At 73.2% G+C, this 22,577-nt stretch carries 15 protein-coding genes and 1 pseudogene; 7 read left to right on the top strand and 9 right to left on the bottom strand.

Features of this window, described 5'->3' with window-relative positions; translation table 11 throughout:
• Window positions 1-33 precede the first annotated feature (33 nt).
• The 5 genes from ACFU5F_RS07520 to ACFU5F_RS07500 form a co-directional block, all read right to left on the bottom strand.
• Window positions 34-1,197 carry an acyl-CoA dehydrogenase family protein gene (locus tag ACFU5F_RS07520; RefSeq protein ID WP_383883314.1) on the bottom strand — a complete coding sequence of 388 codons (1,164 nt, stop codon included), beginning with the start codon at window positions 1,195-1,197 and terminating at the stop codon, window positions 34-36.
• 8 nt (window positions 1,198-1,205) lie between these two features.
• Complete coding sequence (locus ACFU5F_RS07515; RefSeq protein WP_383883311.1) at window positions 1,206-3,125, bottom strand: biotin carboxylase N-terminal domain-containing protein; 1,920 nt, start codon at window positions 3,123-3,125, stop codon at window positions 1,206-1,208.
• Window positions 3,126-3,130: 5 nt separating this feature from the next.
• Window positions 3,131-4,729, bottom strand: coding sequence for an acyl-CoA carboxylase subunit beta (locus ACFU5F_RS07510; RefSeq protein ID WP_383883308.1), 1,599 nt, complete (start codon window positions 4,727-4,729; stop codon window positions 3,131-3,133).
• A gap of 64 nt (window positions 4,730-4,793) precedes the next feature.
• A complete protein-coding gene (locus ACFU5F_RS07505; protein WP_383883472.1) occupies window positions 4,794-6,458 on the bottom strand; it encodes an acyclic terpene utilization AtuA family protein in 1,665 nt (554 codons plus the stop codon).
• 86 nt (window positions 6,459-6,544) lie between these two features.
• The gene (locus ACFU5F_RS07500; RefSeq protein ID WP_383883306.1) at window positions 6,545-7,342 is read right to left on the bottom strand and encodes a TIGR03084 family metal-binding protein; all 798 of its coding nucleotides are present in this window, start codon (window positions 7,340-7,342) and stop codon (window positions 6,545-6,547) included.
• Window positions 7,343-7,548: 206 nt separating this feature from the next.
• On the opposite strand from ACFU5F_RS07500, the gene ACFU5F_RS07495 reads away from it, so the two are divergent.
• Window positions 7,549-8,511, top strand: coding sequence for a DMT family transporter (locus ACFU5F_RS07495; RefSeq protein WP_383883303.1), 963 nt, complete (start codon window positions 7,549-7,551; stop codon window positions 8,509-8,511).
• Window positions 8,512-8,554: 43 nt separating this feature from the next.
• On the opposite strand, the gene ACFU5F_RS07490 is transcribed toward ACFU5F_RS07495, so the two are convergent.
• The gene (locus tag ACFU5F_RS07490; RefSeq protein WP_383883301.1) at window positions 8,555-9,124 is read right to left on the bottom strand and encodes a GntR family transcriptional regulator; all 570 of its coding nucleotides are present in this window, start codon (window positions 9,122-9,124) and stop codon (window positions 8,555-8,557) included.
• A gap of 50 nt (window positions 9,125-9,174) precedes the next feature.
• Between ACFU5F_RS07490 and ACFU5F_RS07485 the strand changes: the two genes are divergently transcribed.
• Window positions 9,175-9,534 carry a DUF952 domain-containing protein gene (locus ACFU5F_RS07485; RefSeq protein WP_383883299.1) on the top strand — a complete coding sequence of 120 codons (360 nt, stop codon included), beginning with the start codon at window positions 9,175-9,177 and terminating at the stop codon, window positions 9,532-9,534.
• A gap of 80 nt (window positions 9,535-9,614) precedes the next feature.
• Here ACFU5F_RS07485 and ACFU5F_RS07480 read toward each other — a convergent pair whose 3' ends face one another.
• Window positions 9,615-12,770 carry an FAD-binding and (Fe-S)-binding domain-containing protein gene (locus ACFU5F_RS07480; RefSeq protein ID WP_383883296.1) on the bottom strand — a complete coding sequence of 1,052 codons (3,156 nt, stop codon included), beginning with the start codon at window positions 12,768-12,770 and terminating at the stop codon, window positions 9,615-9,617.
• A gap of 260 nt (window positions 12,771-13,030) precedes the next feature.
• Here ACFU5F_RS07480 and ACFU5F_RS07475 point away from each other — a divergent pair, with 260 nt between their 5' ends.
• From ACFU5F_RS07475 to serC, 5 genes and pseudogenes are all read left to right on the top strand, one after another.
• Window positions 13,031-15,448 (top strand): ATP-binding protein, encoded by a 2,418-nt coding sequence (locus ACFU5F_RS07475; RefSeq protein WP_383883294.1) that lies wholly within the window; start codon window positions 13,031-13,033, stop codon window positions 15,446-15,448.
• Window positions 15,445-15,852 (top strand): annotated as a pseudogene (locus tag ACFU5F_RS07470) (roadblock/LC7 domain-containing protein); the annotation flags it as partial. The gene ACFU5F_RS07475 and the pseudogene ACFU5F_RS07470, both read left to right, overlap by 4 nt.
• A gap of 113 nt (window positions 15,853-15,965) precedes the next feature.
• Complete coding sequence (locus ACFU5F_RS07465; RefSeq protein WP_383883291.1) at window positions 15,966-16,310, top strand: DUF742 domain-containing protein; 345 nt, start codon at window positions 15,966-15,968, stop codon at window positions 16,308-16,310.
• Complete coding sequence (locus ACFU5F_RS07460) at window positions 16,291-17,577, top strand: cytochrome P450 (protein ID WP_383883288.1); 1,287 nt, start codon at window positions 16,291-16,293, stop codon at window positions 17,575-17,577. Before ACFU5F_RS07465 ends, ACFU5F_RS07460 begins: the two co-directional genes overlap by 20 nt.
• Before the next feature lie 349 nt (window positions 17,578-17,926).
• The gene (gene serC / locus ACFU5F_RS07455) at window positions 17,927-19,045 is read left to right on the top strand and encodes a phosphoserine transaminase (RefSeq protein ID WP_383883285.1); all 1,119 of its coding nucleotides are present in this window, start codon (window positions 17,927-17,929) and stop codon (window positions 19,043-19,045) included.
• A gap of 79 nt (window positions 19,046-19,124) precedes the next feature.
• Here serC and ACFU5F_RS07450 read toward each other — a convergent pair whose 3' ends face one another.
• Window positions 19,125-20,744 carry an alpha/beta hydrolase gene (locus tag ACFU5F_RS07450; protein ID WP_383883283.1) on the bottom strand — a complete coding sequence of 540 codons (1,620 nt, stop codon included), beginning with the start codon at window positions 20,742-20,744 and terminating at the stop codon, window positions 19,125-19,127.
• A gap of 249 nt (window positions 20,745-20,993) precedes the next feature.
• The gene (locus tag ACFU5F_RS07445) at window positions 20,994-22,544 is read right to left on the bottom strand and encodes a cellulase family glycosylhydrolase (RefSeq protein WP_383883280.1); all 1,551 of its coding nucleotides are present in this window, start codon (window positions 22,542-22,544) and stop codon (window positions 20,994-20,996) included.
• Between the last annotated feature and the right edge of the window lie 33 nt (window positions 22,545-22,577).

Raw genomic sequence — 22,577 nt, 5'->3', positions numbered from 1 at the left:
GGCGACCGGATGCGGGGCCCAGGCCGGCACGGCCTAGTACGACTTGGGCAGGCCCAGGGTCTGGTGGGAGACGTAGTTGAGAATCATCTCCCGGCTCACCGGCGCGATACGAGACACGCGGGCGGCCGTGATCAGCGAGGCGAGGCCGAACTCGGCCGTGAGCCCGTTGCCGCCGAGGGTGTGCACGGCCTGGTCGACGGCCTTCACACACGCCTCCCCCGCCGCGTACTTGGCCATGTTGGCGGACTCGCCGGCGGCCGCGTCGTCGCCGATGTCGTAGAGGTGGGCCGCCTTCTGCATCATCAGGCGGGCCAGTTCGAGTTCGATGTGGGACTGGGCCAGGGGGTGGGCGATCGCCTGGTGGGCGCCGATGGGCCGGCTCCACACGGTGCGGTCGCGGGCGTACTCGACGGCCTTCGCGAGGGCGTACCGGGCCATACCGATCGCGAAGGCGGCCGTCATGATCCGCTCGGGGTTGAGGCCGGCGAAGAGCTGGAGCAGTCCGGCGTTCTCGTCGCCGACGAGGGCGTCTGCGGGGAGCCGGATGTCGTCGAAGGTCAGCTCGAACTGCTTCTCGGCGGCGCGGAGTTCCATGTCGATGGGGCGGTACGCGAAGCCGGGGGTGTCCGTGGGGACGATGAAGAGGCAGGGCTTGAGGGTGCCGGTGCGGGCGTCCTCGGTGCGGCCGACGATGAGGACGGCGTCGGCCCGGTCGACGCCGGAGATGAAGACCTTGCGGCCCGTGAGCAGCCAGTCTCCGGTTTCGTCGCGGCGGGCCGTGGTGGTGATGCGGTGGCTGTTGGAGCCGGCGTCGGGTTCGGTGATGCCGAAGGCCATGAGGCGGGTGCCGTTCGCCAGCGCGGGCAGCCAGGTCCGCCGTTGGGCGTCGGTGCCGAAGCGGGCGATGACGGTGCCGCAGATGGCCGGCGACACGATCATCATGAGCAGGGGGCAGCCCGCGGCGCCGAGTTCTTCCAGGACGATGGAGAGTTCGGCTATGCCGCCGCCTCCGCCGTCGTACTCCTCGGGGAGGTTCACGCCCAGGTAGCCGAGTTTCGCGGCCTCGGCCCAGAGTTCGTCGGGGTGGCGGCCCTCTGTGTTGATCGTGGCGATGTAGTCGCGGCCGTAGCGTTTTCCGAGGGCGGAGACGGCGGCTCGTAGGGCTTTGTGTTCTTCGGATTCCAGCACGGGGGACATGGGGGCTCCTAGGGGGAGGGTGCGTCTGCCGGTCGGAGGGTGTGGGTCGTTGGTGGCTCGTCGCGCGGTTCCTCGCGCCCCTGACGGGGCCGCTCCTCGACCGTGGCCAGGAGGGCGCCCATCTCCACCTGCCGGCCGACGGTCGCGTGCAGAGCTGTCAGGGTGCCCGTCGCCGGGGCCGTGATCCGGTGTTCCATCTTCATCGCCTCCAGCCAGAGGAGGGGTTGGCCCGCTTCCACCGCCGAGCCCGGCTGCAGGGCTTCCGCGACCCGGACGACCGTGCCCGGCATGGGGGCCAGGAGGGAGCCGGGGGCGTGTGCGGTGGTGGGGTCGGGGAAGCGGGGCAGGGCGGTGAGGGTGGTGGCGTTGACGTGGACGCGGTCGCCGTACCGTGCCACCTCGAACGTCCGCCGCACGCCGTCCACTTCGAGGACGACGAGACGGGCGCCGGCGTGGACGACCCGGACGCCGTCCGCCTCCGGGCCGGTGCGGGTGTGCCGGTAGCGGACCTCGTGCTCCTCCCCCGCCATGGCGTACCGCTTGACCTGCGGCTGGGAGGGCACGTTGCGCCAGCCGCCGAAGCGGGGGTCGCCGGTGGCGGCGTCGGCCAGGGCGGCGGCCAGCGGGGCGTGCGGGTCGGGGGCGGGGTCCGTGAGGTCGGCGAGGTGGCGGTCGTAGAAGCCGGTGTCCATCCGGGCCGACGTGAACTCGGCGTGGCGCAGGGAGTTCACCAGCAGGGCCCGGTTGGTGGCCGGGCCGTGGATCGTCGCCCGTTCCAGGGCGCCCGCCAGGGTGCGGATGGCCTCCGCGCGGGTGGGGGCGTGCACGACGGCCTTGGCGAGCAGGGGATCGTAGTGCACGCCGATCGTGTCGGCGTCCTCGTAGCCGGTGTCCAGGCGGACCCCGGGCACGGACAGGCGGTGCAGGGTGCCCGTCTGGGGGGCCCAGTCGCGGGCCGGGTCCTCGGCGTACAGGCGGGCCTCGATCGCGTGGCCGCGTGCGGGCGGGGGGTCGGCCGGGAGGGCGTGGCCCTCGGCGACACGGATCTGTTCGGCGACCAGGTCGAGGCCGAAGACGGCTTCCGTGACCGGGTGCTCGACCTGGAGGCGGGTGTTCATCTCCAGGAAGTGGGCCCTGCCGTCGGCGACGAGGAACTCGACCGTGCCCGCGCCGGTGTAGGAGACGGCCCGGGCGGCGCGTACGGCCAGGGTGTGCAACTCCTCGGTGAGTTCCCCGGAGAGGGCGGGGGCCGGGGCCTCCTCGACGACCTTCTGGTGGCGGCGCTGGAGGGAGCAGTCGCGGGTGCCCAGGGGCCAGACCGTGCCGTGGGTGTCGGCGAGGATCTGCACCTCGACGTGGCGGCCGTTCTCGACGTAGGGCTCGACGAAGACCTCGCCGTCGCCGAAGGCGCTCGCGGCCTCCGCGCGGGCGCTCTCCCGTGCCGCGTCCAGGTCGTCGAGGCGGCGGACCACGCGCATGCCGCGTCCGCCGCCGCCCGCGGCTGCCTTCACCAGGACCGGCAGGTCGTCCTCGGTGACCTTGTGGAGGGGGGCCAGACCCATGAGTTCCTTGGCGCGGGTCTTGGACGCCATGGCTTCGATCGCCTCGGGAGCCGGGCCGATCCAGGTGAGGCCCGCGTCGAGGACCTGACGGGCGAAGCCGGGGTTCTCGGAGAGGAAACCGTAGCCGGGGTGGACGGCGTCGGCGCCGGCCGCGAGGGCCGCCTTCACGACGAGGTCGCCCCGCAGATAGGTGTCGGCGGGGGTGGCGCCCGGCAGTCGTACGGCGGTGTCGGCCGTACGTGTGTGCAGGGCGGTGTCGTCGGCGTCGGAGTGCACGGCGACCGTCCGGATGCCCAGCTCACGGCAGGTGCGGAAGATCCGGCAGGCGATCTCGCCCCGGTTGGCCACCAGGAGGGAAGTAATCATGGGCCTCACATCCGGAAGACGCCGAAGCCACCGCGCGCGCCCTCGTAGGGCGCGGTGTGGATCGCGGACAGGCACAGGCCGAGTACGGTGCGGGTGTCGCGGGGGTCGATGACCCCGTCGTCGTACAGCCGCCCGGACAGGAACATCGGCAGGGACTCGGACTCGATCTGCCGCTCCACCATGGCGCGCAGCGCGGCGTCCGCGTCCTCGTCGTAGGGCTGTCCCTTCGCCGTGGCCGACTGGCGGGCCACGATGGACAGGACGCCGGCGAGCTGCTGCGGGCCCATCACCGCCGACTTGGCGCTGGGCCAGGCGAAGAGGAAACGGGGGTCGTAGGCGCGCCCGCACATGCCGTAGTGGCCGGCGCCGTACGAGGCGCCCATCAGGACGGACAGGTGGGGCACCCGGCTGTTGCTCACCGCGTTGATCATCATCGCGCCGTGTTTGATGATGCCGCCCTGTTCGTACTCCCTGCCGACCATGTAGCCGGTGGTGTTGTGCAGGAAGATCAGCGGGATGTCGCGCTGGTTGGCGAGCTGGATGAACTGGGCCGCCTTCTGCGACTCCTCGCTGAAGAGGACCCCGCGGGCGTTGGCGAGGACGCCGACCGGGTAGCCGTGGAGGTCGGCCCAGCCGGTGACGAGGCTGGTGCCGTAGAGGGGCTTGAACTCGTCGAAGTCGGAGGCGTCGACGATCCGGGCGATGACCTCGCGGGGGTCGAAGGGCGTCCGGAGGTCGCCGGGGACGATCCCGAGCAGTTCCTCCGGGTCGTACTTCGGCGGGGCGGCCGGGGCCGGATCGGCGTATGCCTTGCGGTGGTTGAGGCGGGCGACGACGCGGCGGGCCTGGCGCAGGGCGTCCTGCTCGTCGACGGCGAAGTGGTCGGCGAGGCCCGAGGTGCGCGCGTGCATCTCGGCGCCGCCCAGCGACTCGTCGTCGCTCTCCTCGCCGGTGGCCATCTTGACGAGGGGTGGGCCGCCGAGGAAGACCTTCGCCCGCTCCTTGACCATGATCACGTGGTCGGACATCCCGGGGACGTAGGCTCCGCCGGCGGTGGAGTTGCCGAAGACGACGGCGATGGTGGGGATGCCGGCGGCGGACAGTCGGGTGAGGTCGCGGAAGATCGCGCCCCCGGGGATGAAGATCTCCTTCTGGGAGGGCAGGTCGGCCCCGCCGGACTCCACCAGGCTGATGCAGGGCAGGCGGTTGGCGAGCGCGATGTCGTTCGCCCGGAGCGCCTTCTTCAGGCTCCACGGGTTGCTCGCACCGCCGCGCACGGTCGGGTCGTTGGCGGTGATCAGGCACTCGACGCCCTCGACGGTCCCGATGCCGGTGACGAGGGAGGCGCCGACCGCGTACTCGCTGCCCCAGGCGGCGAGCGGGGACAGCTCCAGGAAGGGGGTGTCCGGGTCGAGCAGCAGCTCGATGCGTTCGCGGGCGAGCAGTTTGCCGCGCTTTCGGTGCCGGGCGGTGTACTTCTCGCCGCCGCCCGCGAGGGCCTTCGCGTGCTCGGCGTCGAGGGCGGCGAGCCGGGTGAGCATGGCCTCGCGGTTCGCGGTGTGCTCGGGGGCGCCCGGGTCGAGGGCGGAGCTGAGGACGGTCACGGCTGTACCTCCGCAGGGTCCGGGCGGTCGGCGGCGCCCGGGTCGAGGGCGGAGCTGAGGACGGTCACGGCTGTACCTCCGCAGGGTCCGGGCGGTCGACGGTGGGCGGGCGCAGGAGCTGCTCCGGGATGTCCAGGTGGCGGGAGCGCAGCCATTCGCCGAGGGCCTTGGCCTGGGGGTCGAAGCGGGCCTGCGCGGCGACGCCCTCGCCGAGGATGCCCTCGACCACGAAGTTGAGGGCGCGGAGGTGAGGGAGGACGTGCCGGGTGACGTCCAGGGTGCGGCTCTCCGGGATCAGCTGCCGGAACCGGTCCACGGTCAGCTCATGGGCGAGCCAGCGCCAGGCCGCGTCCGTGCGGGCCCACACCCCGACGTTGGCGTCCCCGCCCTTGTCCCCGCTGCGGGCCCCGGCGACCAGCCCCAGCGGGGCGCGCCTGGTGAGACCCGCCGGCAGCGGCTCCGGCAGCGGCGGCTCGGGCACCTCGTCGAGTACGGCGGTGTCCGGGGCCGGGGGCACGGGGACCCGGCGTCCGTCGTCGAGGACGGCCGCGTGGGCGGCTTCGCCCTGGGGGACGTACGCCGCCTCGAAGACGCCGTAGGGCGTGCCCTTTCCCGGTGGGGCGAGCACATGGAAGCCGGGATAGCTGGCGAGTGCCAGCTCCACGGCGGCCGCGCCCAGGGCCCGTCCGGCCTTCTCCGGGTCCTGGTCCCGGACGACCAGCCGCAGCAGCGCGCTCGCGGTCTCCTCGGTCGGGGCGTCGGGCCGGTCGGTGCGGACGAGACTCCAACGGGCTTCTGCGGGCGGGGACTCGGCGAGCGCGTCCCGCATCTGCCGTTGGACGAGAGCGGCCTTGGCGTCGATGTCCAGGCCGGTCAGCACGAAGACGATCTCGTTGCGGAAGCCGCCGAGCCGGTTGACGCCGACCTTGAGGGTGGGGGGCGGGGCCTCGCCGCGTACGCCGTGGACGCGGACGCGGTCGGGCCCGTCCTGGGTGAGCCTGACCGTGTCGAGGCGGGCGGTGACGTCGGGCCCCGCGTAGCGCGCGCCGCCGGTCTCGTAGAGCAGTTGGGCGGTGACCGTGCCGACGTCGACGCGGCCGCCGGTGCCGGGGTGTTTGGTGATGACGGCCGAGCCGTCGGCGTGGATCTCGGCGAGCGGGAAGCCGGGGCGGGTGGCGCCGCCCTCGCCGAAGAAGGCGTAGTTGCCGCCGGTCGCCTGCGCCCCGCACTCCAGCACGTGGCCGGCGACGACCGCGCCCGCGAGACGGTCGAAGTCCCCGGGGCCCCAGCCGAAGTGGGCGGCGGCGGGCCCGGTGACCAGGGCAGCGTCCGTCACCCGGCCGGTGACCACGATGTCGGCGCCCTCGCGCAGACAGGCCGCGATGCCGAAGCCCCCGAGGTAGGCGTGGGCGGCGAGGCTGCCGGGGTGCAGGGCGGTGCGGTCGTCGCCCTCGACGTGCGCGACGCGGACGGGGACGCCGAGCCGGCCGGCCAGCTCCCGTACGGCGTCGGCGAGCCCGGCGGGGTTGAGCCCGCCGGCGTTCGCGACGATCCGCACGCCCCGCTCCCGCGCCAGTCCCAGGCACTCCTCCAACTGGCGCAGGAACGTGCGGGCGTAGCCGGCGGTGGGGTCCTTCAGGCGGTCGCGGCCGAGGATGAGCATGGTCAGTTCGGCGAGGTAGTCGCCGGTGAGGACGTCGAGTTCGCCGCCGGTGAGCATCTCGCGCATCGCGTCGAAGCGGTCGCCGTAGAAGCCGGAGGCGTTGCCGATGCGGAGGGGGGCGGCCGGGGTCCGCGTCACCTCCGCCTCCTCCGTCACCGGGTGGTCCCCTTCGGCTCGCGTCCCGTGCCCGGAGGGCCGGCGAAGGCCTGGGCGATGTCCAGCCAGCGGTCGGCGTCGACGCCCTCGGCATGGAGGGCGAGGTCACCGCGGTGGGCGCGCTGGGTGACCAGGAGGCAGAAGTCGAGGGCGGGGCCACTGACCCGGTCGGTCGCCTCCTCGGGGCCGTACGTCCACGTCTCGCCGCCGGGGCTGGTGAGTTCGACGCGGAACTCCTCGAACGGCGGAGTGAGCCCGTGCACGCCGAAGGCGAAGTCGCGGGTGCGGATACCGAGCCGGGCGATGTGGCGGAGCCGGCCGCCGGGGGCGATCCGGGGGACGCCGAGGGCGTCGGCGACGTCCAGACCGTGGGCCCAGGTCTCCATGAGGCGGGCGGTCGCCATGGATGCGGTGGACATGGGCGGGCCGTACCAGGGGAACCGCGCGCCCTCGGGCGCCGCGCGCAGGGCGTCCTCCAGGGCCGCGCGCCCGGCCCGCCAGTCCGCGACCAGCCGCTCGGGCGGTTTCCCGGCCCCTTCCTCCGCGCCGCTGTCCACGAAGTCGCCGGGCGCGGTGAGCGCGCTCTCGACCTCACGGGCGAAGGCGGCCTGGTCGGTCACGGCCAGCACGGAGGAGTGGTCCGTCCAGGCGAGGTGGGCGATCTGGTGGGCGACGGTCCAGCCGGGGGCGGGCGTCGGACGCGTCCACTGTTCCGGGCTCAACTCGGCCACGAGCAGGTCGAGTTCCTCGCTCTCGGCGTGGAGGTCGTCGATCACGGGTGTGGGGTCGGCCATGGGGGGAGCATGACAGCGTGCACGGAAACAATCAAGCGTGCTTGCATTTTTAGACACAGAAGCAAGGAGGAGAGCCGCGGTCGTAAGCTGCAAAGACACTTACAGGCATGACTTAGTCCATTGCTTTGCACTTCCAAGTCACTCATACTGAACGAGACGTGTTCCCTGCCCTGCTTCGCACCCTCCGCTCTGCTTGGACGGCCCCCGTGACACTCCCCCGCGCCGACCGGTCCGCGCCCGCCGCCGCGACCACGCCCCCGGCCGGCCCCGCCACCGGCAGCGCCCGCGCTTCGCGTGCTCCCCGCGGCCTCGGTGCCCTCGGGCCCGTCGGGCTGGTGCTGGCCGGCGGGATCTCGGTGCAGTTCGGCGGGGCGCTGGCGGTGACGCTGATGCCGCGGGCCGGGGCGCTCGGGGTGGTGACGCTGCGGCTCGCGGTGGCCGCGCTGGTGATGCTCGTGGTCTGCCGCCCCCGTCTGCGCGGGCACTCACGCACCGACTGGGGCACCGTGGTCGTCTTCGGCGCCACCATGGCCGCGATGAACGGCCTCTTCTACCAGTCCGTCGCCCGCATCCCCCTCGGTCCCGCGGTCACCCTGGAGGTGCTCGGCCCGCTGGCGCTCTCCGTCCTCGCCTCCCGCCGGGCCGTGAACCTGGTGTGGGCCGGTCTCGCCCTCTGCGGTGTCTTCCTCCTCGGCGGCGGAGGGGACTTCGGCGCCCTGGACCCGCTCGGCGTCGCCTTCGCCCTCGCCGCCGGGTTGATGTGGGCCCTGTACATCCTCTTCAGCGCGCGTACGGGCAGGCGGTTCCCGCAGGCCGACGGGCTGGCGCTGGCCATGGCCGTCGCGGCGGTGCTGTTCCTGCCGCTCGGGATCGCCGAGTCGGGGACACGGCTCCTCGACCCGACGACGCTCGCCCTCGGCTCCGCCGTCGCCGTGCTCTCCTCCGTCCTCCCCTACACCCTCGAACTCCTCGCCCTGCGCCGCCTGCCCGCGTCCACCTTCGCGGTCCTGATGAGCCTGGAGCCCGCGATCGCCGCCACCGCCGGCTTCCTGATCCTCGACCAGGCCCTCGCCGCCACCGAGGCCCTCGCGATCGCGCTGGTCGTCGGGGCGAGCATGGGGGCGGTGCGGACGCAGGTGGGGCGGGGGAAGGCGGGGGTTCCGGGGTGAGAGGACGGGGCGGGGACGGCCGCCGCGGCGCTACGGTCCCGCGCTACGGCCCCGCCTCGATCGCGATCTCGTAGCGCAGTCGCTGGCTTCGGGCCGGCATCACCATCCGGTCGACCTGGATCGGGCGGCCGTCGCGGTCGACGGCGACCCTCGTCAGCCGGAGCACCGGTTCGTCCGGTGCGGTGCGGAGGGCCGCCCGCTCCTCGTCGTCCGGGTTGTCGGCCGTCACGTCCTCACGGACGAGGGCGCCGACGTGACCGAGCCGGGCGAGCAGGGTGACCGCTCCGCCGGGGATCTTGGCGGTTCCGGCAAGACCGGTGCCACGGGCGATGCTGACCGGGTAGTAGGAGTCGGTCAGTTCGTTCGGGCGGTCGTCGAGGAGGATCAGCCGCCGGCGTACGACCACCGGCTCGCCCTCGGCCAGCCCGAGCAGCCGTGCGACCTCGGCGGGCGCCGCCACCTCACCGGCGTACAGGATCCGCTGGGTGCCCCGGCGTCCCTGAGCCGCCGCGTCCGCGCCCCAGGCATCGCCCCGCCCCTCCTCCCGCGGGGTCAGGTACGGCAGGGAGGTACTGACCCACCTGTCCCTCTGCTCGCTCTGCTTCTCCTGCACGGAGCCTCCCGGCCGACGGCCTGTCCTGGTCTGCTGTGTATAACCGGCCTGTGATCTACCACGTCGTGTCTCTCGATGCCTGGACCGCCCACGCCGACGGGCCGTACGCCCCCGCGTCGCTCGCGGAGGACGGGTTCGTGCACTGTTCTCCCGACGAGGCGACGACGCTCGCCGTCGTCAACGCCTTCTACCGGGACGCGCCGAAGCCGCTGCACGCGCTGGTCCTCGACGAGGAACGGCTGACTGCCCGGGTGGAGTTCGAGGCGGCCGCTCCCGCTCCGCCGCCGGGAGTCGGGGCGGACGTCCTGTTCCCCCACGTGTTCGGCCCCCTCGACCGGGACGCGGTGGTGCGCGTCCTGGAGATCCGGTGGGACGCGGAGGGAAGCGCGGTGGGTCTCGGGGCGGAATGACGGGGCAGGCCGGCGGGGCCGACGCCGGCCGTCACCGGTCGCCCTGCCGGTGCCTCGGTCCGATGCTCTCCGGTGCTGCCTCACCCGGGCGATCCCTGTGACGACCCGTGTGATCCGTCCGCATCGTCCAACCCCTCCGCCAGCACTTCCGCCAGGTGCAGCCCCCGTCTGCCCGCCAGCTGGTCCAGCTGGGTCCGGCAGGAGTAGCCGTCCGCCAGGATCAGCGTGCCGGGGGTCGCGTCCCGTACCGCCGGGAGGAGCTGGTCCTCCGCGCAGGCCACCGAGACCTCGTAGTGGCCCTTCTCGAAGCCGAAGTTGCCGGCGAGGCCGCAGCAGCCTCCGCTGAGGTCGCCGGTGAGGCCGGCCGCGGTGCGCAGGCGGCGGTCGGGGGTGTCGCCCAGGACCGCGTGCTGGTGGCAGTGGGTCTGGCCGGTCACCGGGCGGCCGATGACGGGCGGGGTCCAGTGCGGGGCGTGGCGTTCGAGCGCCTCCGCGAAGGTGAGGACCGAGGCGGCGAGCCGGTGGGCCCGGGGGTCGTCGGGGAGCAGTTCGGGCAGGTCGGTGCGGAGCGTCGCCGCGCAGCTCGGTTCGAGGACCACGACGGGCAGGGCGGGTGGTGGGGCGAGGCCCGGGTCCTCGTCGTCCGGCCGCCGCCGCGGTCCGGGGCTGATGAGCGCGTCGAGCATGTCCAGCCGGTCGAGGGTGCGGCGCAGTACCGCGCGGGCCCGGTCGAGCTGGCCCGTCGAGATGTAGGTCAGGCCGCAGCAGACCCGGGCCCCGCGCGACGCGAACAGGGCGCGGGTGGGCCGTGGCCGGGCGACGGCGGTCTCTTCGCCCCCGGCCTCCCGTCGGACCCCGTCCGCCCGCCGCGCCCGGACGGGGCCCCGCTTCGCCCACGGCGTCGGCGGCACGATCACCCGCAGACCCGCCGCCTCCAGCACCTTCAGCGCCGCCTGCCCCACGGACGGCGAGAGGTGCTCCGTGAAGGTGTCCGTCCACAGGAGCACGGTCGTGGGCGCCTCGTGGGCACCGGCCGGGCCCCCGACCTCCTCGCGCCGCTCCCCGGGCGTCCCCTCGTACCACCGCTCGTACCACCGCGTGAACGGCACCCGCGCGAGCCGGGGCAGCTCCCGCTCCCCCGCGATCCCGCCCAGCCGTTTCGCCAGCGCGGCCACGGGGCGTACGCCGGCGAGGAGGTTGACCAGTGCGGCCGTGCGCGTACGGGCGACCAGGCCGAGCCAGAGCGGCAGCCGGCCCATCGTGTGGTGGGCGGCCGGGCGGCGGCGGCCGGCGTAGTGGTGGTGGAGGAACTCCGCCTTGTACGTGGCCATGTCGACGCCGACCGGGCAGTCGGAGCGGCAGCCCTTGCAGGACAGACAGAGGTCGAGGGCGTCCCGTACCTCCGGTGAGCGCCAGCCGTCGGTGACCACCTCGCCGGCCAGCATCTCGTGCAGCAGGCGGGCCCGGCCCCGGGTGGAGTGCTCCTCCTGCCCCGTCGCGCGGAAGGAGGGGCACATGACGGCCCCGGACGCCGGACTCACCTCGGCCGTACGGCACTTGGCGACGCCCACGCAGCGCCGGACCGCCGCCGAGAAGTCCCCGCCGTCGTCCGGGTAGGCGAACTCCACCGGCACGGGGGTGCGCGGCAGGACCGCGAAGCGCAGGTTCGCGTCGAGCGGGGCCGGGCGGACGAGCATGCCGGGGTTGAGGAGGTCGTCGGGGTCCCAGACCCCCTTCACCCGCTCGAACAGCCGGACCATCTCGGGCCCGTACATCGTCGGCAGGAGTTCGGCGCGGGCCTGTCCGTCGCCGTGTTCCCCGGAGAGGGAGCCGCCGTGCGAGGTGACCAGTTCGGCCATTTCCTCGGAGAAGCGGCGGAAGCGGGCGATGCCCGCCGGGGTCAGCAGGTCGAAGTCGATGCGGACGTGGATGCAGCCGTCACCGAAGTGGCCGTACGGCGCACCCCGCAGGCCGTGGGCGCGCAGCAGGCCCCGGAAGTCCTTCAGGTAGGCGCCGAGCCGGGCCGGTGGCACCGCGCAGTCCTCCCAGCCCGGCCACGCCTCCGTGCCGTCGGGCATCCGGGTCGCCGTACCGCTCGCGTCCTCGCGGACGCGCCACAGCGCGCGCTGGGCGGCGGCGTCCGTCACCACCAGGGAATCCACGAGCGTGCCGTCCGCGTCCGCCGCGCGGACGACCGTGCCGGCGCGCGCCCGCGCCTCGGCGGGCGTGGCGCCGCCCGTCTCCACGAACAGCCAGGCCCCGCCCGCCGGGAGGCCGGCCGTTCCCGCCGGGACGAGGTCAGCGGCCATGCCCTCCACCGTGAGTGGGCGGTGCGGGAGCAGGCCGGGGGCCGCCTGCGCCGCCGCGCTCTCGTCGGCGTACGCCAGGACGGCGAGGGCACGCGCGCGGGGTGCCTCGACGAGGCGGACGACCGCTTCCGTGAGCACCCCGAGCGTGCCCTCGGAGCCGCAGAAGGAGCGGGCCACGTCCGCGCCGTTCTCCGGGAGGAGGGCGTCGAGGGCGTAGCCGGAGATACGGCGGGGGAGGTCGGGGAAGCCGGTGCGCAGGCGGGCCAGATCTCGCTCCACCAGCGGGCGGAGGCCGTCCGGCGCGCCTTCCCAGCCCTGCCCGAGCCGCCGCGCGTCACCCCTGGCACCGGTCACCGACAGTGTGCGCACGTTGTCGGCCGTCGTGCCCCAGGCGACCGAGTGCGCGCCGCAGGAGTTGTTGCCGATCATGCCGCCGAGGGTGCAGCGGCTGTGGGTGGAGGGGTCGGGGCCGAAGCGGAGGCCGTGCGGGGCGGCGGCCTCCTGGAGCCGGTCCAGGACCAGGCCCGGCTGGACGACCGCCGTGCGCGCCCCGGGGTCGAGGGAGACCAGCCGGTTCATGTGGCGGGTGAGGTCCAGCACCACGCCGGTGCCCGTGGCCTGTCCGGCGATCGACGTGCCGCCGCCACGCGCGACGACGGGGACGCCGTGCTCCCGGCACACGGACAGGACGGCCGCCACGTCGTCCGCGTCCCGGGGCGCGACCACGCCGAGCGGCACCCGCCGGTAGTTGGACGCGTCCATGGTCGTCAGCGCGCGGGCCGTCACGCCGAAGTCGGCCTCGCCGCGCACGCCGGCCGCCCGCAGCGCGGCCGGCAGCGCGGTCCGCAGTGCCGCCGCGTCCGCGTCACCTGCCGGGATCCGCGCGCCCGCACGCGCGCCGCCCGTCCTGCCCCCGAGTTCCGTCATGCGTCCCAGGATGCACCCGACCACTGACAGTGACGACGAGGCGACGGCGCGACGGGCCGAAAGGCGGCGCGCCGCTCACCGGGCACGTTGGCTTGATTCCGGAGAGCTAACCGGAAACCGGCCAACCCCCGTCACGAACTCCCATATAGTGACGCCCAATTGAGCACCAGACGTCGCTTCTCGTTCAGGGACCGACCGAGTTACCGAATTCAGGAACCGACTGAGTTACCGAGTTCAGAACCGACCGAGGACACCAGCCGATGACCGCGCCCAGCTCCCCTCGCTCACCAGGCGAACGCCCCGCCCCGCGCTCAGTCCTTCCCGTCGTCCTGGTGACCGCCCTGCTCTCCGCGACCGCCGCCGGGGCCGCGGTCGCGGTGGCGCCGCAGTCCGTGCGCCTGCCCCTCGCCGGGGGCGCCGGCGCGGCCGCGCTGCTGCTCACGGCCGCCGTCGCGGTCGCCGTGCACGCGCGCGCGACGGTGCGCCTGCTGCGCCAACGGCTGAACGCCGTCTCCCAGGAGACCGGCCTGCTGCTGCGGGAACGGGCGCGGACGGCCGAGGAGTTCGCGCAGGAACGCGGGCGGCTGACCGAGGAGTTCGTCCAGGAGCGGGCGCGGATCGCGGCCGAGTTCGCCCGGGAACGGGCGCGGCTGACGACGGAGTCCGAGCGCGAGCGCGAACGGCTGTCCGACGAACGGGACCGTACGGCGGAGGAGATCACCCAGGAGCGGTGCCTGCTCTCGGAACGCGCCAGACAGGCCGAGACCGAGCGGTCCGCCCTCCTCGCCGTCACCGCCAACGTGGCCGGCCGGATGCAGGCCCTCGCCACCGGCACGCTCGCCGACCTCCGCGCCATGGAGGAACGTCACGCCGACGAGGACGTCCTCGCCGACCTCCTCCACCTCGACCACCGCACCGCCCAGGCGGGCCGCCTCGCCGACTCCGTCGCCGTCCTCGCGGGCGCCCGCTCGGGCCGCCGCTGGGCTCGCCCGATCCCGATGGAGTCGATCCTGCGCGGTGCGATGGGCCGGATCGGCGCCTACCGCCGGGTCCGGCTGCACTCCTCCAGCGAGGCCGCCGTCGCCGGTCACGCCGCCGAGGGCGTCATGCACGCGCTCGCCGAACTCCTCGACAACGCGGCCAACTTCTCGCCGCCGACCGCCGAGGTCCATGTGTACGTCGAGGAGGTCCCGGCCGGCGCGATCATCTCCGTCGAGGACTCCGGGCTCGTCATGGGCGACGTCCAGCTCCGGCGCGCCGAACGTGCCGTGTCGGGCGAGGCGACCGATCTGGCGAGCCTGTCCGGCACCCGTCTCGGCCTCGCCGTCGTCGGCCGCCTCGCCCGCAAGCACGGCCTGCGGATCTCCTTCCGCCCGTCCGCACGCGGCGGCACGGGCGTGCTGATGCTCATCCCGCAGGACGTCCTGGCGAGCACGATCCCCACGGCCCCCACGACTGCGCCCTCCACGGGGTCCGCGCCCGCCTGCTCGCCCTACGCGGGCGTGCGCGCCCCGCACGACCTGGACGCCGAGCCGACGCCCACCCACGAGTTCCCGACGGACGCCCCTGCCGCCCCGGTCGCCGACCCGGTGGCCGACGCCCTGATCGACTCCCTGTCCGGCTACCGGTACGGGACACCGCCACCTGGCCCGGCCGTCGCCTCCGACACCCCGGCCGGCGCACCGGCGGCCGGTTCCTCGCCGGGCTCCCCCTCGGGCTCGCCGTTCGGCTCCTCGTCCGGTTCGTGGTCCGGTTCGCCGTTCAGCTCGTCGCTCAGCTCCGAATTCGGCACCGGGGAATACGCGTCCGACTCCGGCGGCACGCCCGCGCCGGGCGTCCCGGACGAGGCCCCCGCCCCCTCCGACGGCCTCCCCCGGCGCCGGCGCGGCCAGTCACTCGCCGACGCGGAGGCGCGCACCCAGGCCGCCGCCGACGCCGCCCGGCCGGCACGGACCTCCCGGCCCGCCGAGGACGCCGGCAGCGGGGCGGTCCGTTTCAGCAGCTTCCGCCGCGCGGTGCGGGGCACGGGCGGCGGGCTGGACCAGGCGTTCGTCCAGGGGACGGCCGCGGGGAACGATGCCTCCCCGGACGTGCCGGACACCCCGGCCGCACCCGATCCGGCCGCCGCCCTGGAACCCGTACGGGACACCGCCCCGCCCGCCGAGACCGTGCGGCAGCCGGAGTTGGAGCCCGTGCGGGAGTCCGAGTGGGGCGCGGTGGCCGGTGGTGCGGCGTGGGAGCCCGGACCCGAACCCGTGGCGGAGCCCGCCTGGGAGTCCGGGCCGCCCGTGCGGGAGACCGGCTGGGAGCCCGAGCCGTCGCGGGGACTCGCGTGGGAGCCGGAGGCGGTGAAGGAGGCGGCCTGGCAGGCGGAGGCGGCCGCCGAGCTTCCCTGGGCACCGGACCCCGCACGGGAGGCCGGATGGGAGCTGGACCCCGTACGGGAACCGGCCTGGGAGCCCGCGCAGGAGCCCGCACGGGAGCCCGTTCCGGAACCGGTCTGGGAACCCGTACGGGACACCCGTCCCGCCCCGGACGGCGCCACCGCCTCCGCGTCCCTGCCCGCCCCGTCCCACCCCGACCACGACCCCGGCCCGGACCCCGACCCGGCCGGAGAGCGGCTCCCCGCCCCGGACCCGCGCTCGCACCCCCACCTGGAAGGCGACCCCACCCCATGACCGGTACCGGTATCGGCACCACCGCCGACGACAGGCTCACCTGGCTCATGGAGGGGCTGCTGGAACGCACCCCGGGCGCCCGGCACGCGCTCGTCCTCTCCCGGGACGGCCTGAGGCTGTGCCGTACGCCCGAGCTGTCCGTCGACCGGGCCGACCAGCTCTCCGCGATCGCCGCCGGTATCCAGTCGCTCTCCCACGGGGCGTCCGTGGAGTTCGGCGACGGCAGCGGACGCGTACGGTCGGCGATGGCGGAGTTCCACGGCGGGGTCCTGTTCGTCGTGGAGGCGGGCGAGGGCGCGCATCTGGCCGTGGTGACGGACGAGGAGGCCGACGCGGGCCTCGTCGGCCACAACATGAGCGAGCTGATCGAACAGCTGGGCGAGCACCTGAGCGCGAAGCCGCGCCGGCCGACCGGCTCGGGCACGACGGGCACCACGAGCACGACGGTCACGAGCGGCGGCGCCGCGACCACCGCCACGACGACGACCGCGGCTACGGCTCTGGCGCCCCGTACGTCATGAGCCGGCCCGGCAGGGACGACCTGCCCGACCGGCTCTACACGCTCACCGGGGGACGCAGCCGTTCGGCTGGAACGCCGTTCGACCTGATGACCCTGGTGGTGGCCGAGAGCCAGCCGCTGCCGGGCATGCAGTCGGAGCACGTGGCGATCCTGCGGCTGACGGAGCGGCCGACGGCGGTCGTGGAGATCGCCGCCGAGCTGCGGCTGCCGGTGAGCATCACGAAGGTGCTGCTCTCCGACCTCCTCTCGGCCGGCCGGGTCAGCGCCCGGCATCCGAACCAGGCCACGCTGATCGATCCGGACATCCTGGAGCAGGTGTTAGTTGGACTTCGCAACCTCTGAGAACGGCGACGACCAGCCGTTCCCCACGCCCCCGCTCCCGCCGCCGTCCGCGTCCGTCCCCGTCCTGCTCTCCGGTGGGCGCTTCCGGGGCGCGCCCGCCCCGCTGTACCGGGATCTGCGGCGGGAACACGGCGAGGTGGTGCCCGTGCTGCTCGACGGGGACGTACCGGCGTGGCTGGTGCTCGGCTACAGCGAGCTGCACCAGGTGACCAGCGATCCGGAGCTGTTCAGCCGGGACTCCGGGCTGTGGAACCAGTGGCGGAACATCCCGGCCGACTGGCCGCTGCTCCCCGTGATCAGTCCGCGGCAGCCCTCGGTGCTCGGCACGACCGGCGATCGACACCGGCAGCGTGCCGCGCTGATCGAGGAGGCGCTGGAGGCGGTCGAGCCGCTCGAACTGCGCGGCCATGCCGAGCGGTTCGCGGACGAGTTGATCGACGCGGTGTGCGGGGTGGGCGCGGCCGATCTGGTGGGGCAGTTCGCGGCGCTCCTGCCGGTGCGGGTGCTGGCGTACCTCTTCGGGTTCCGGGAGGAGCACGGTCCCGGTCTCGTGGCCGCGCTGAACGACATCCTCGACGGGCAGGACCGGGCGATGGCGGCGGAGGGGTATCTGCGTACGGCGATGGACCGACTGGTGTCGGAGCGCCTGCGGCAGCCCGGCGACGACGTGGTCTCCCGGCTCCTGGCGCGGGCGGGTGCGTACGAGGTGACGGTCGAGGAGGTCACTCACGACGTGATGGTGATGCTGGCGGTCGGGCACCAGCCGACCGCCGACTGGATCGGGAACTCCCTGCACCTGATGCTGACGGACGACCGTTTCGCGGCGTCGCTGTTCGGCGGGCGCAGCAGTGTGGCCGAGGCGATGAACGAGGTGCTGTGGGAGGACGCGCCCATCCAGAACGCGGCCGGGCGCTGGACCACCCGTGACACCCGGCTCGGCGGGCGGGTCCTCCGTGCGGGTGATCTGGTTCTGCTGGGGCTGCAGGGGGCCAACTCGGACCCGCGTGTGCGGACGTGGGGGGACGGGCTCACCGGGGGCAACAACGCGCACTTCTCGTTCGGGCACGGGGAGCACCGCTGTCCGTTCCCGGCCCAGGAGACGGCCGAGGTCATCGCCCGTACGGGTATCGAAGTGGTCCTGGACCGGCTTCCGGACATGGATCTCGCGGTGCCGTCCTCGTCCCTGGGGCGGCGGGCGTCTCCGTGGCTGAGGGGGCTGGTGGGGCTGCCGGTGCGGTTCTCGCCCGGGCCCGTGCGGGGGGTTTGACGCCGGGTTTCCCGCCCCGCCGCCCCTACCCGTCCCTCCCCCACTCTCGGCTGCGCTCGAGCGGGAGGTGCCCCCATCAGGGGCTGCGCCCCTTCGACCCTCAGACGTCCGCCCGGTGGGGGCTGGTCGCGCAGTTCCCCGCGCTCCTGAAAAGCAGGGGCTGCGCCCACCGCTTTTCAGGCCCGACACCGGCCCGCCCTCTCAGGGCCGCGGGGACTGGGCATTCAGGGGCGCGGGGAACTGCGCGACCAGCCCCCGCTCACCCGCACCCGACGACGGACCCGCACCCCGTCTCACCCGACGGACGACGTTTCGCCCGCGTTTCACGGAGCCGCTAGGCTCCATGCCCGTGGCTGATATCCAGATCCCCGCTGACATCAAGCCCGCCGACGGACGTTTCGGCGCGGGCCCCTCCAAGGTGCGGACGGAGGCGCTGGACGCGCTGGCCGCGACCGGCACCTCCCTGCTCGGCACCTCCCACCGCCAGGCCCCGGTGAAGAACCTGGTCGGCCAGGTCCGTGAGGGCATCAGCGAGCTGTTCTCCCTGCCCGAGGGCTACGAGGTCGTCCTCGGCAACGGCGGCTCCACGGCCTTCTGGGACGTCGCGACCCACGGCCTGATCGAGAACAAGAGCCAGCACCTGACCTTCGGCGAGTTCAGCTCGAAGTTCGCCAAGGCCGCCAAGCTCGCCCCCTGGCTCGCCGAGCCGACGGTCGTCTCGTCCGACCCGGGCACGCACCCGGAGCCGGCCGCCGAGGCGGGCGTCGACGTCTACGCCTACACGCACAACGAGACCTCCACCGGTGTCGCCGCCCCGATCAAGCGCGTGTCCGGTGCCGACGAGGGCGCCCTCGTCCTGGTCGACGCCACCTCCGGCGCCGGCGGCCTGCCCGTCGACATCGCCGAGACGGACGTCTACTACTTCGCCCCGCAGAAGTCCTTCGCCTCCGACGGCGGCCTGTGGATCGGCGTCTTCTCCCCGGCCGCCATCGAGCGCGCCGAGCGGATCCACGCCTCCGGCCGCCACATCCCGGAGTTCTTCAGCCTCCCCACGGCGATCGACAACTCCCGCAAGAACCAGACGTACAACACCCCGGCGCTGGCCACCCTCTTCCTCCTCGACCAGCAGCTGAAGTGGATCAACGGCCAGGGCGGTCTGAGCTGGTCCACGGCCCGGACGAAGGACTCCTCGACCCGCCTGTACACCTGGGCGGAGGAGAGCAAGTACGCGAGCCCGTTCGTCGCGGACGCGGCCAAGCGGTCCCAGGTCATCGGCACGATCGACTTCTCGGACGAGATCGACGCGGCGACCGTCGCCAAGGTCCTGCGCGCCAACGGCATCGTCGACACCGAGCCGTACCGCAAGCTCGGCCGCAACCAGCTCCGCGTCGCCATGTTCCCGGCCATCGACCCGGCGGACGTCGAGGCGCTGACGAAGTGCGTCGACTACGTGATCGAGAAGCTGTAGCACTCCGTCCCGTACGACACCGAAGGGCGCCCGGCAGCATGTGCCGGGCGCCCTTCTCGTTGCCGTTGAGCGGCGATGCTCAGCCGCGGAAGCCGAGTATGCCGTGCAGGGTCTCACCGCTCGTCGCGGCGGCACCCGGGGCCGTGCTCAGCGTCGACTGCGCCGACTGCTCGGCGGCCGCCGGCTTCGGGTCGGCCAGCTTCTTGCAGGTGGCGTCGGCCGTGCCCTTGCCGTGCGGCACCTTGCCGTTGGTCAGGTACGTCGCCAGGTACTTGTCGAGGCAGCTGTTGCCGCTCAGCGTGATGCCGTGGTTGCCGCCGCCCTGCTCGACGACCAGGCTGGAGTTCTTCAGCAGCTTGTGGACGGTCACACCACCCTGGTACGGGGTGGCCGCGTCGTCCGTCGCCTGGAACAGCAGCGCCGGAGGCAGCTTGGAGTTGGCGATGTTCACCGGCTTCAGCGACTTGGTCGGCCAGAACGCGCACGGCGCGTTGTACCAGGCGTTGTTCCAGGCCATGAACGGGGCCTTCTTGTGGACCGCCCAGTTGTCCTTGGTCCACTTGTCCCAGTCACGCGGCCAGGCGGCGTCACGGCACTGCACCGAGGTGTAGACGCTGTAGCCGTTGTCCCCGGAGGAGTCGATCGCGGCGAAGTTCTGGTACGCCTCGACCAGCGGGTCGGAGTTCTTGTCGCCCACGTAGGCGGCGAACGCCTCGGCGAGGAACGGCCAGTAGCCGTTGTAGTAGCCGCCGGGGATGAAGGTGTCCTCCAGCTCCGAGGCGCCCACCTTCACCTTGCCGCCCACCGGCTTCTTGGCGAGGGCGGCACGCATCGCGTACCACTTCGCCTCGATCTTCTTGGCGTCGGTGCCGAGCTTGTAGGTGGCGTTGTTCTTGGCGATCCACTTCATGAACGCCTTGTGGCGCTTGTCGAAGGCGTAGTCCTGGTCGAGGTTGTCCCGATACCAGACACCCGTCGGGTCGACGATCGAGTCGAGCACCAGGCGCCGCACCCGCGTCGGGTACAGCTTGGCGTAGACCGCGCCGAGGTAGGTGCCGTACGAGTAGCCGAAGTAGTTGATCTTCTTCGCGCCGAGGGACTTACGGATCGAGTCCAGGTCCTTCACGGCGCTGATCGTGTTGATGTACGGCAGGACGTCCTTGTACTTCGTGCCGCAGGCCTTGGCGAAGGACTGGGCGCGCTCGACGTTGGCCTTCTCGATCGCGGACGTGCTCGGCACGGAGTCCGGACGCACCGGGTCGAAGTAGCCCGGCTTGCAGTCCAGGGCGGGCTTGCTCTGGCCCACGCCACGCGGGTCGAAGCCGATGACGTCGTACTGCGCGGCCACCTTCTTCGGCAGCGAGGAGGCGACGAACGCCGCCAGATCCGTACCGCTGCCACCGGGGCCGCCGGGGTTGACCAGCAGCGGGCCCTGGAACGTCTTCGAGGTGTGCGGCACGCGGGACAGCGCCAGCGTGATCTTCTTCCCGCTGGGCTTCGCGTAGTCGAGTGGCACCTTCACCGTGCCGCACTGCAGCGTCGGCGCGTTGTCGGTGGCGCACTTCTTCCAGGCGACCTTCGCGACGGCGGCCTGGACGGTGTTCGCGGAGGGCGACCCGCTGGCGTTGGCGGGTACGGCGCTGAGCGTCCCGGCCAGAACGACGCCGGCGCCGCACAGCACGGCTGCGCTTCTTCTCATGAAGTTCTCTCTGAACGATGGGGGGTTCAGGTCCGCGAGGTTCGCGGCCCAGTGCCGCATGGTTCCCGAAGAGGACGCCCCGCAATAACTCATTCGACCAAGACTTGACTGAATTGAGTCATTGCTTACTCTCAAACGCCGCACAGAAAGGGGCGGTTGCACCAATACGGACAGTTCACTCCGGACCCCGTCGGACCGTCGGCGAGGGCGCCCGGTGGATGCACCGGGCGCCCTCCCACACCCCGCTCGTCACGTGGCCGTACAACTCACACTCGGCGCACCCCCGCCCCCGGGCGCGCCCCCGAAGCCGAAGCTCGCCGAGGCGCCCGCGGCGACCGTGCCGTTGTGCGCGGCGTTGGTCGCGGTGACCGTCGCGCCGCTCTGGGTGTAGGACGCGTTCCACATGTTCGTCACCCGCTGGGAGCCCGGCCAGGTCCAGGTGACCTTCCAGGAGGAGAGGGCGGTCGTGCCGGAGTTGGTGACCTTCACCTCGGCGTTGAAGCCGCCGCCCCAGTCGCTGCTGACCGTGTACGCGGCCGTGCAGGCAGCCGTGCCGCCGCCCGGGCCGCCGGGACCTCCCGGGTCACCGGGGCCGGTGCCCCCGCCCGGCGGGAACCCCGGGGCCTTGATGCTCGCGAGGTAGCCGTCCTTGACGGTGTCCACGGTCTGCCAGTCGTCCTTCAGGATGCCCCCGGTGTCACCGGAGTTGGGGTTCCAGGACCAGAAGGTCCAGTGGAAGGAGTCGTTGCCGTGGGCGGAGGTCGAGCGCAGGTAGGTCACCAGGGCCGCCAGCCACCTCTGGTCGGTCGTGGACTGGAGGGTCGTACCGAACTCGCCGACCCACACCGGGGCGATGTTCTGCTTGAAGATGTAGCCCCAGTACTTGTCCCAGATGCCCGGCATGTTGGCCGGGAAGGACGGATCGCTGAACCAGTCCTGCTGGGCGACGCTGGTGGCGTAGTCGTGGGCCGAGTACACCACCCGGTTCGCCACGTCGAGTTGCACCGGGTACTGCGCCACGCCCATCAGGTTGCCGCCCCACCAGCCCGAGACACCGTTGAAGGTCTGGACGCCCTCGACGAGGATCAGCAGGTCGGGGTTGACCGACAGGACCGCGTTCCCGGCCCGCTGGGCGGCCAGGCGCCAGTCCCTGGCCGTGTCGCCGCAGCCCCAGCAGGCCGGGTCGTGGGGCTCGTTGTGGAGGTCGATGCCGACGACCGTCGGGTTCCCCTTGTAGCGGGTCGCCAGCGCCTTGAGGTTGGTGATCCACGTCGTCTCGGGGACGGCCGAGGTGTACCAGAGCGCCGACTGCCCCGCCGCGTCCGGGCGGTGGCGGTCGAGGATGACCTTCAGTCCGCTCTGGCCGGCGTACGCGACGATCTTGTCCAGGACCTGGAGCGAGGTCAGGCCCTGGAGGTCGGCGTTCTTGCCGCCGGAGTGGTTGATGCTGTCGGGCATCATGCCCGGCTTGAGGATGTCGTCGCTGTAGGGCATGCGGAGGGTGTTGTAGCCCAGCGACTTCATCTGGTCGATCATGCTCTTGTAGTCGCGGGACCAGAGGCCGTGGGGGACGTGGTTGGCGGTCTCGAAGCCGAACCAGTTGATGCCGGCGATCCGGACGGACTGGCCGCTCGCGTCCAGGATCTGCCGGCCGCTGGTGCGCCAGTAGCCGGCCCCGGCCTCGGCGACGGCGTCCGGCGCGGTGGCCGCCGCCGCCGGGTGCGTGCCGCCGGCCAGGGGCAGCAGCAGGGCGGCGGCCGCGCACAGGGCGCCCAGGGTTCTCCGTAAGCTGCGGAACATGTCGCTGCTTCCTCCTCGGGAGGCGCGGGACCG

Source organism: Streptomyces sp. NPDC057438, assembly GCF_042802995.1.
Taxonomy (GTDB): Bacteria; Actinomycetota; Actinomycetes; order Streptomycetales; family Streptomycetaceae; genus Streptomyces.
Note: the sequence above shows the minus strand (reverse complement) of the source record. Positions and strands in the feature narration are given on the sequence as shown.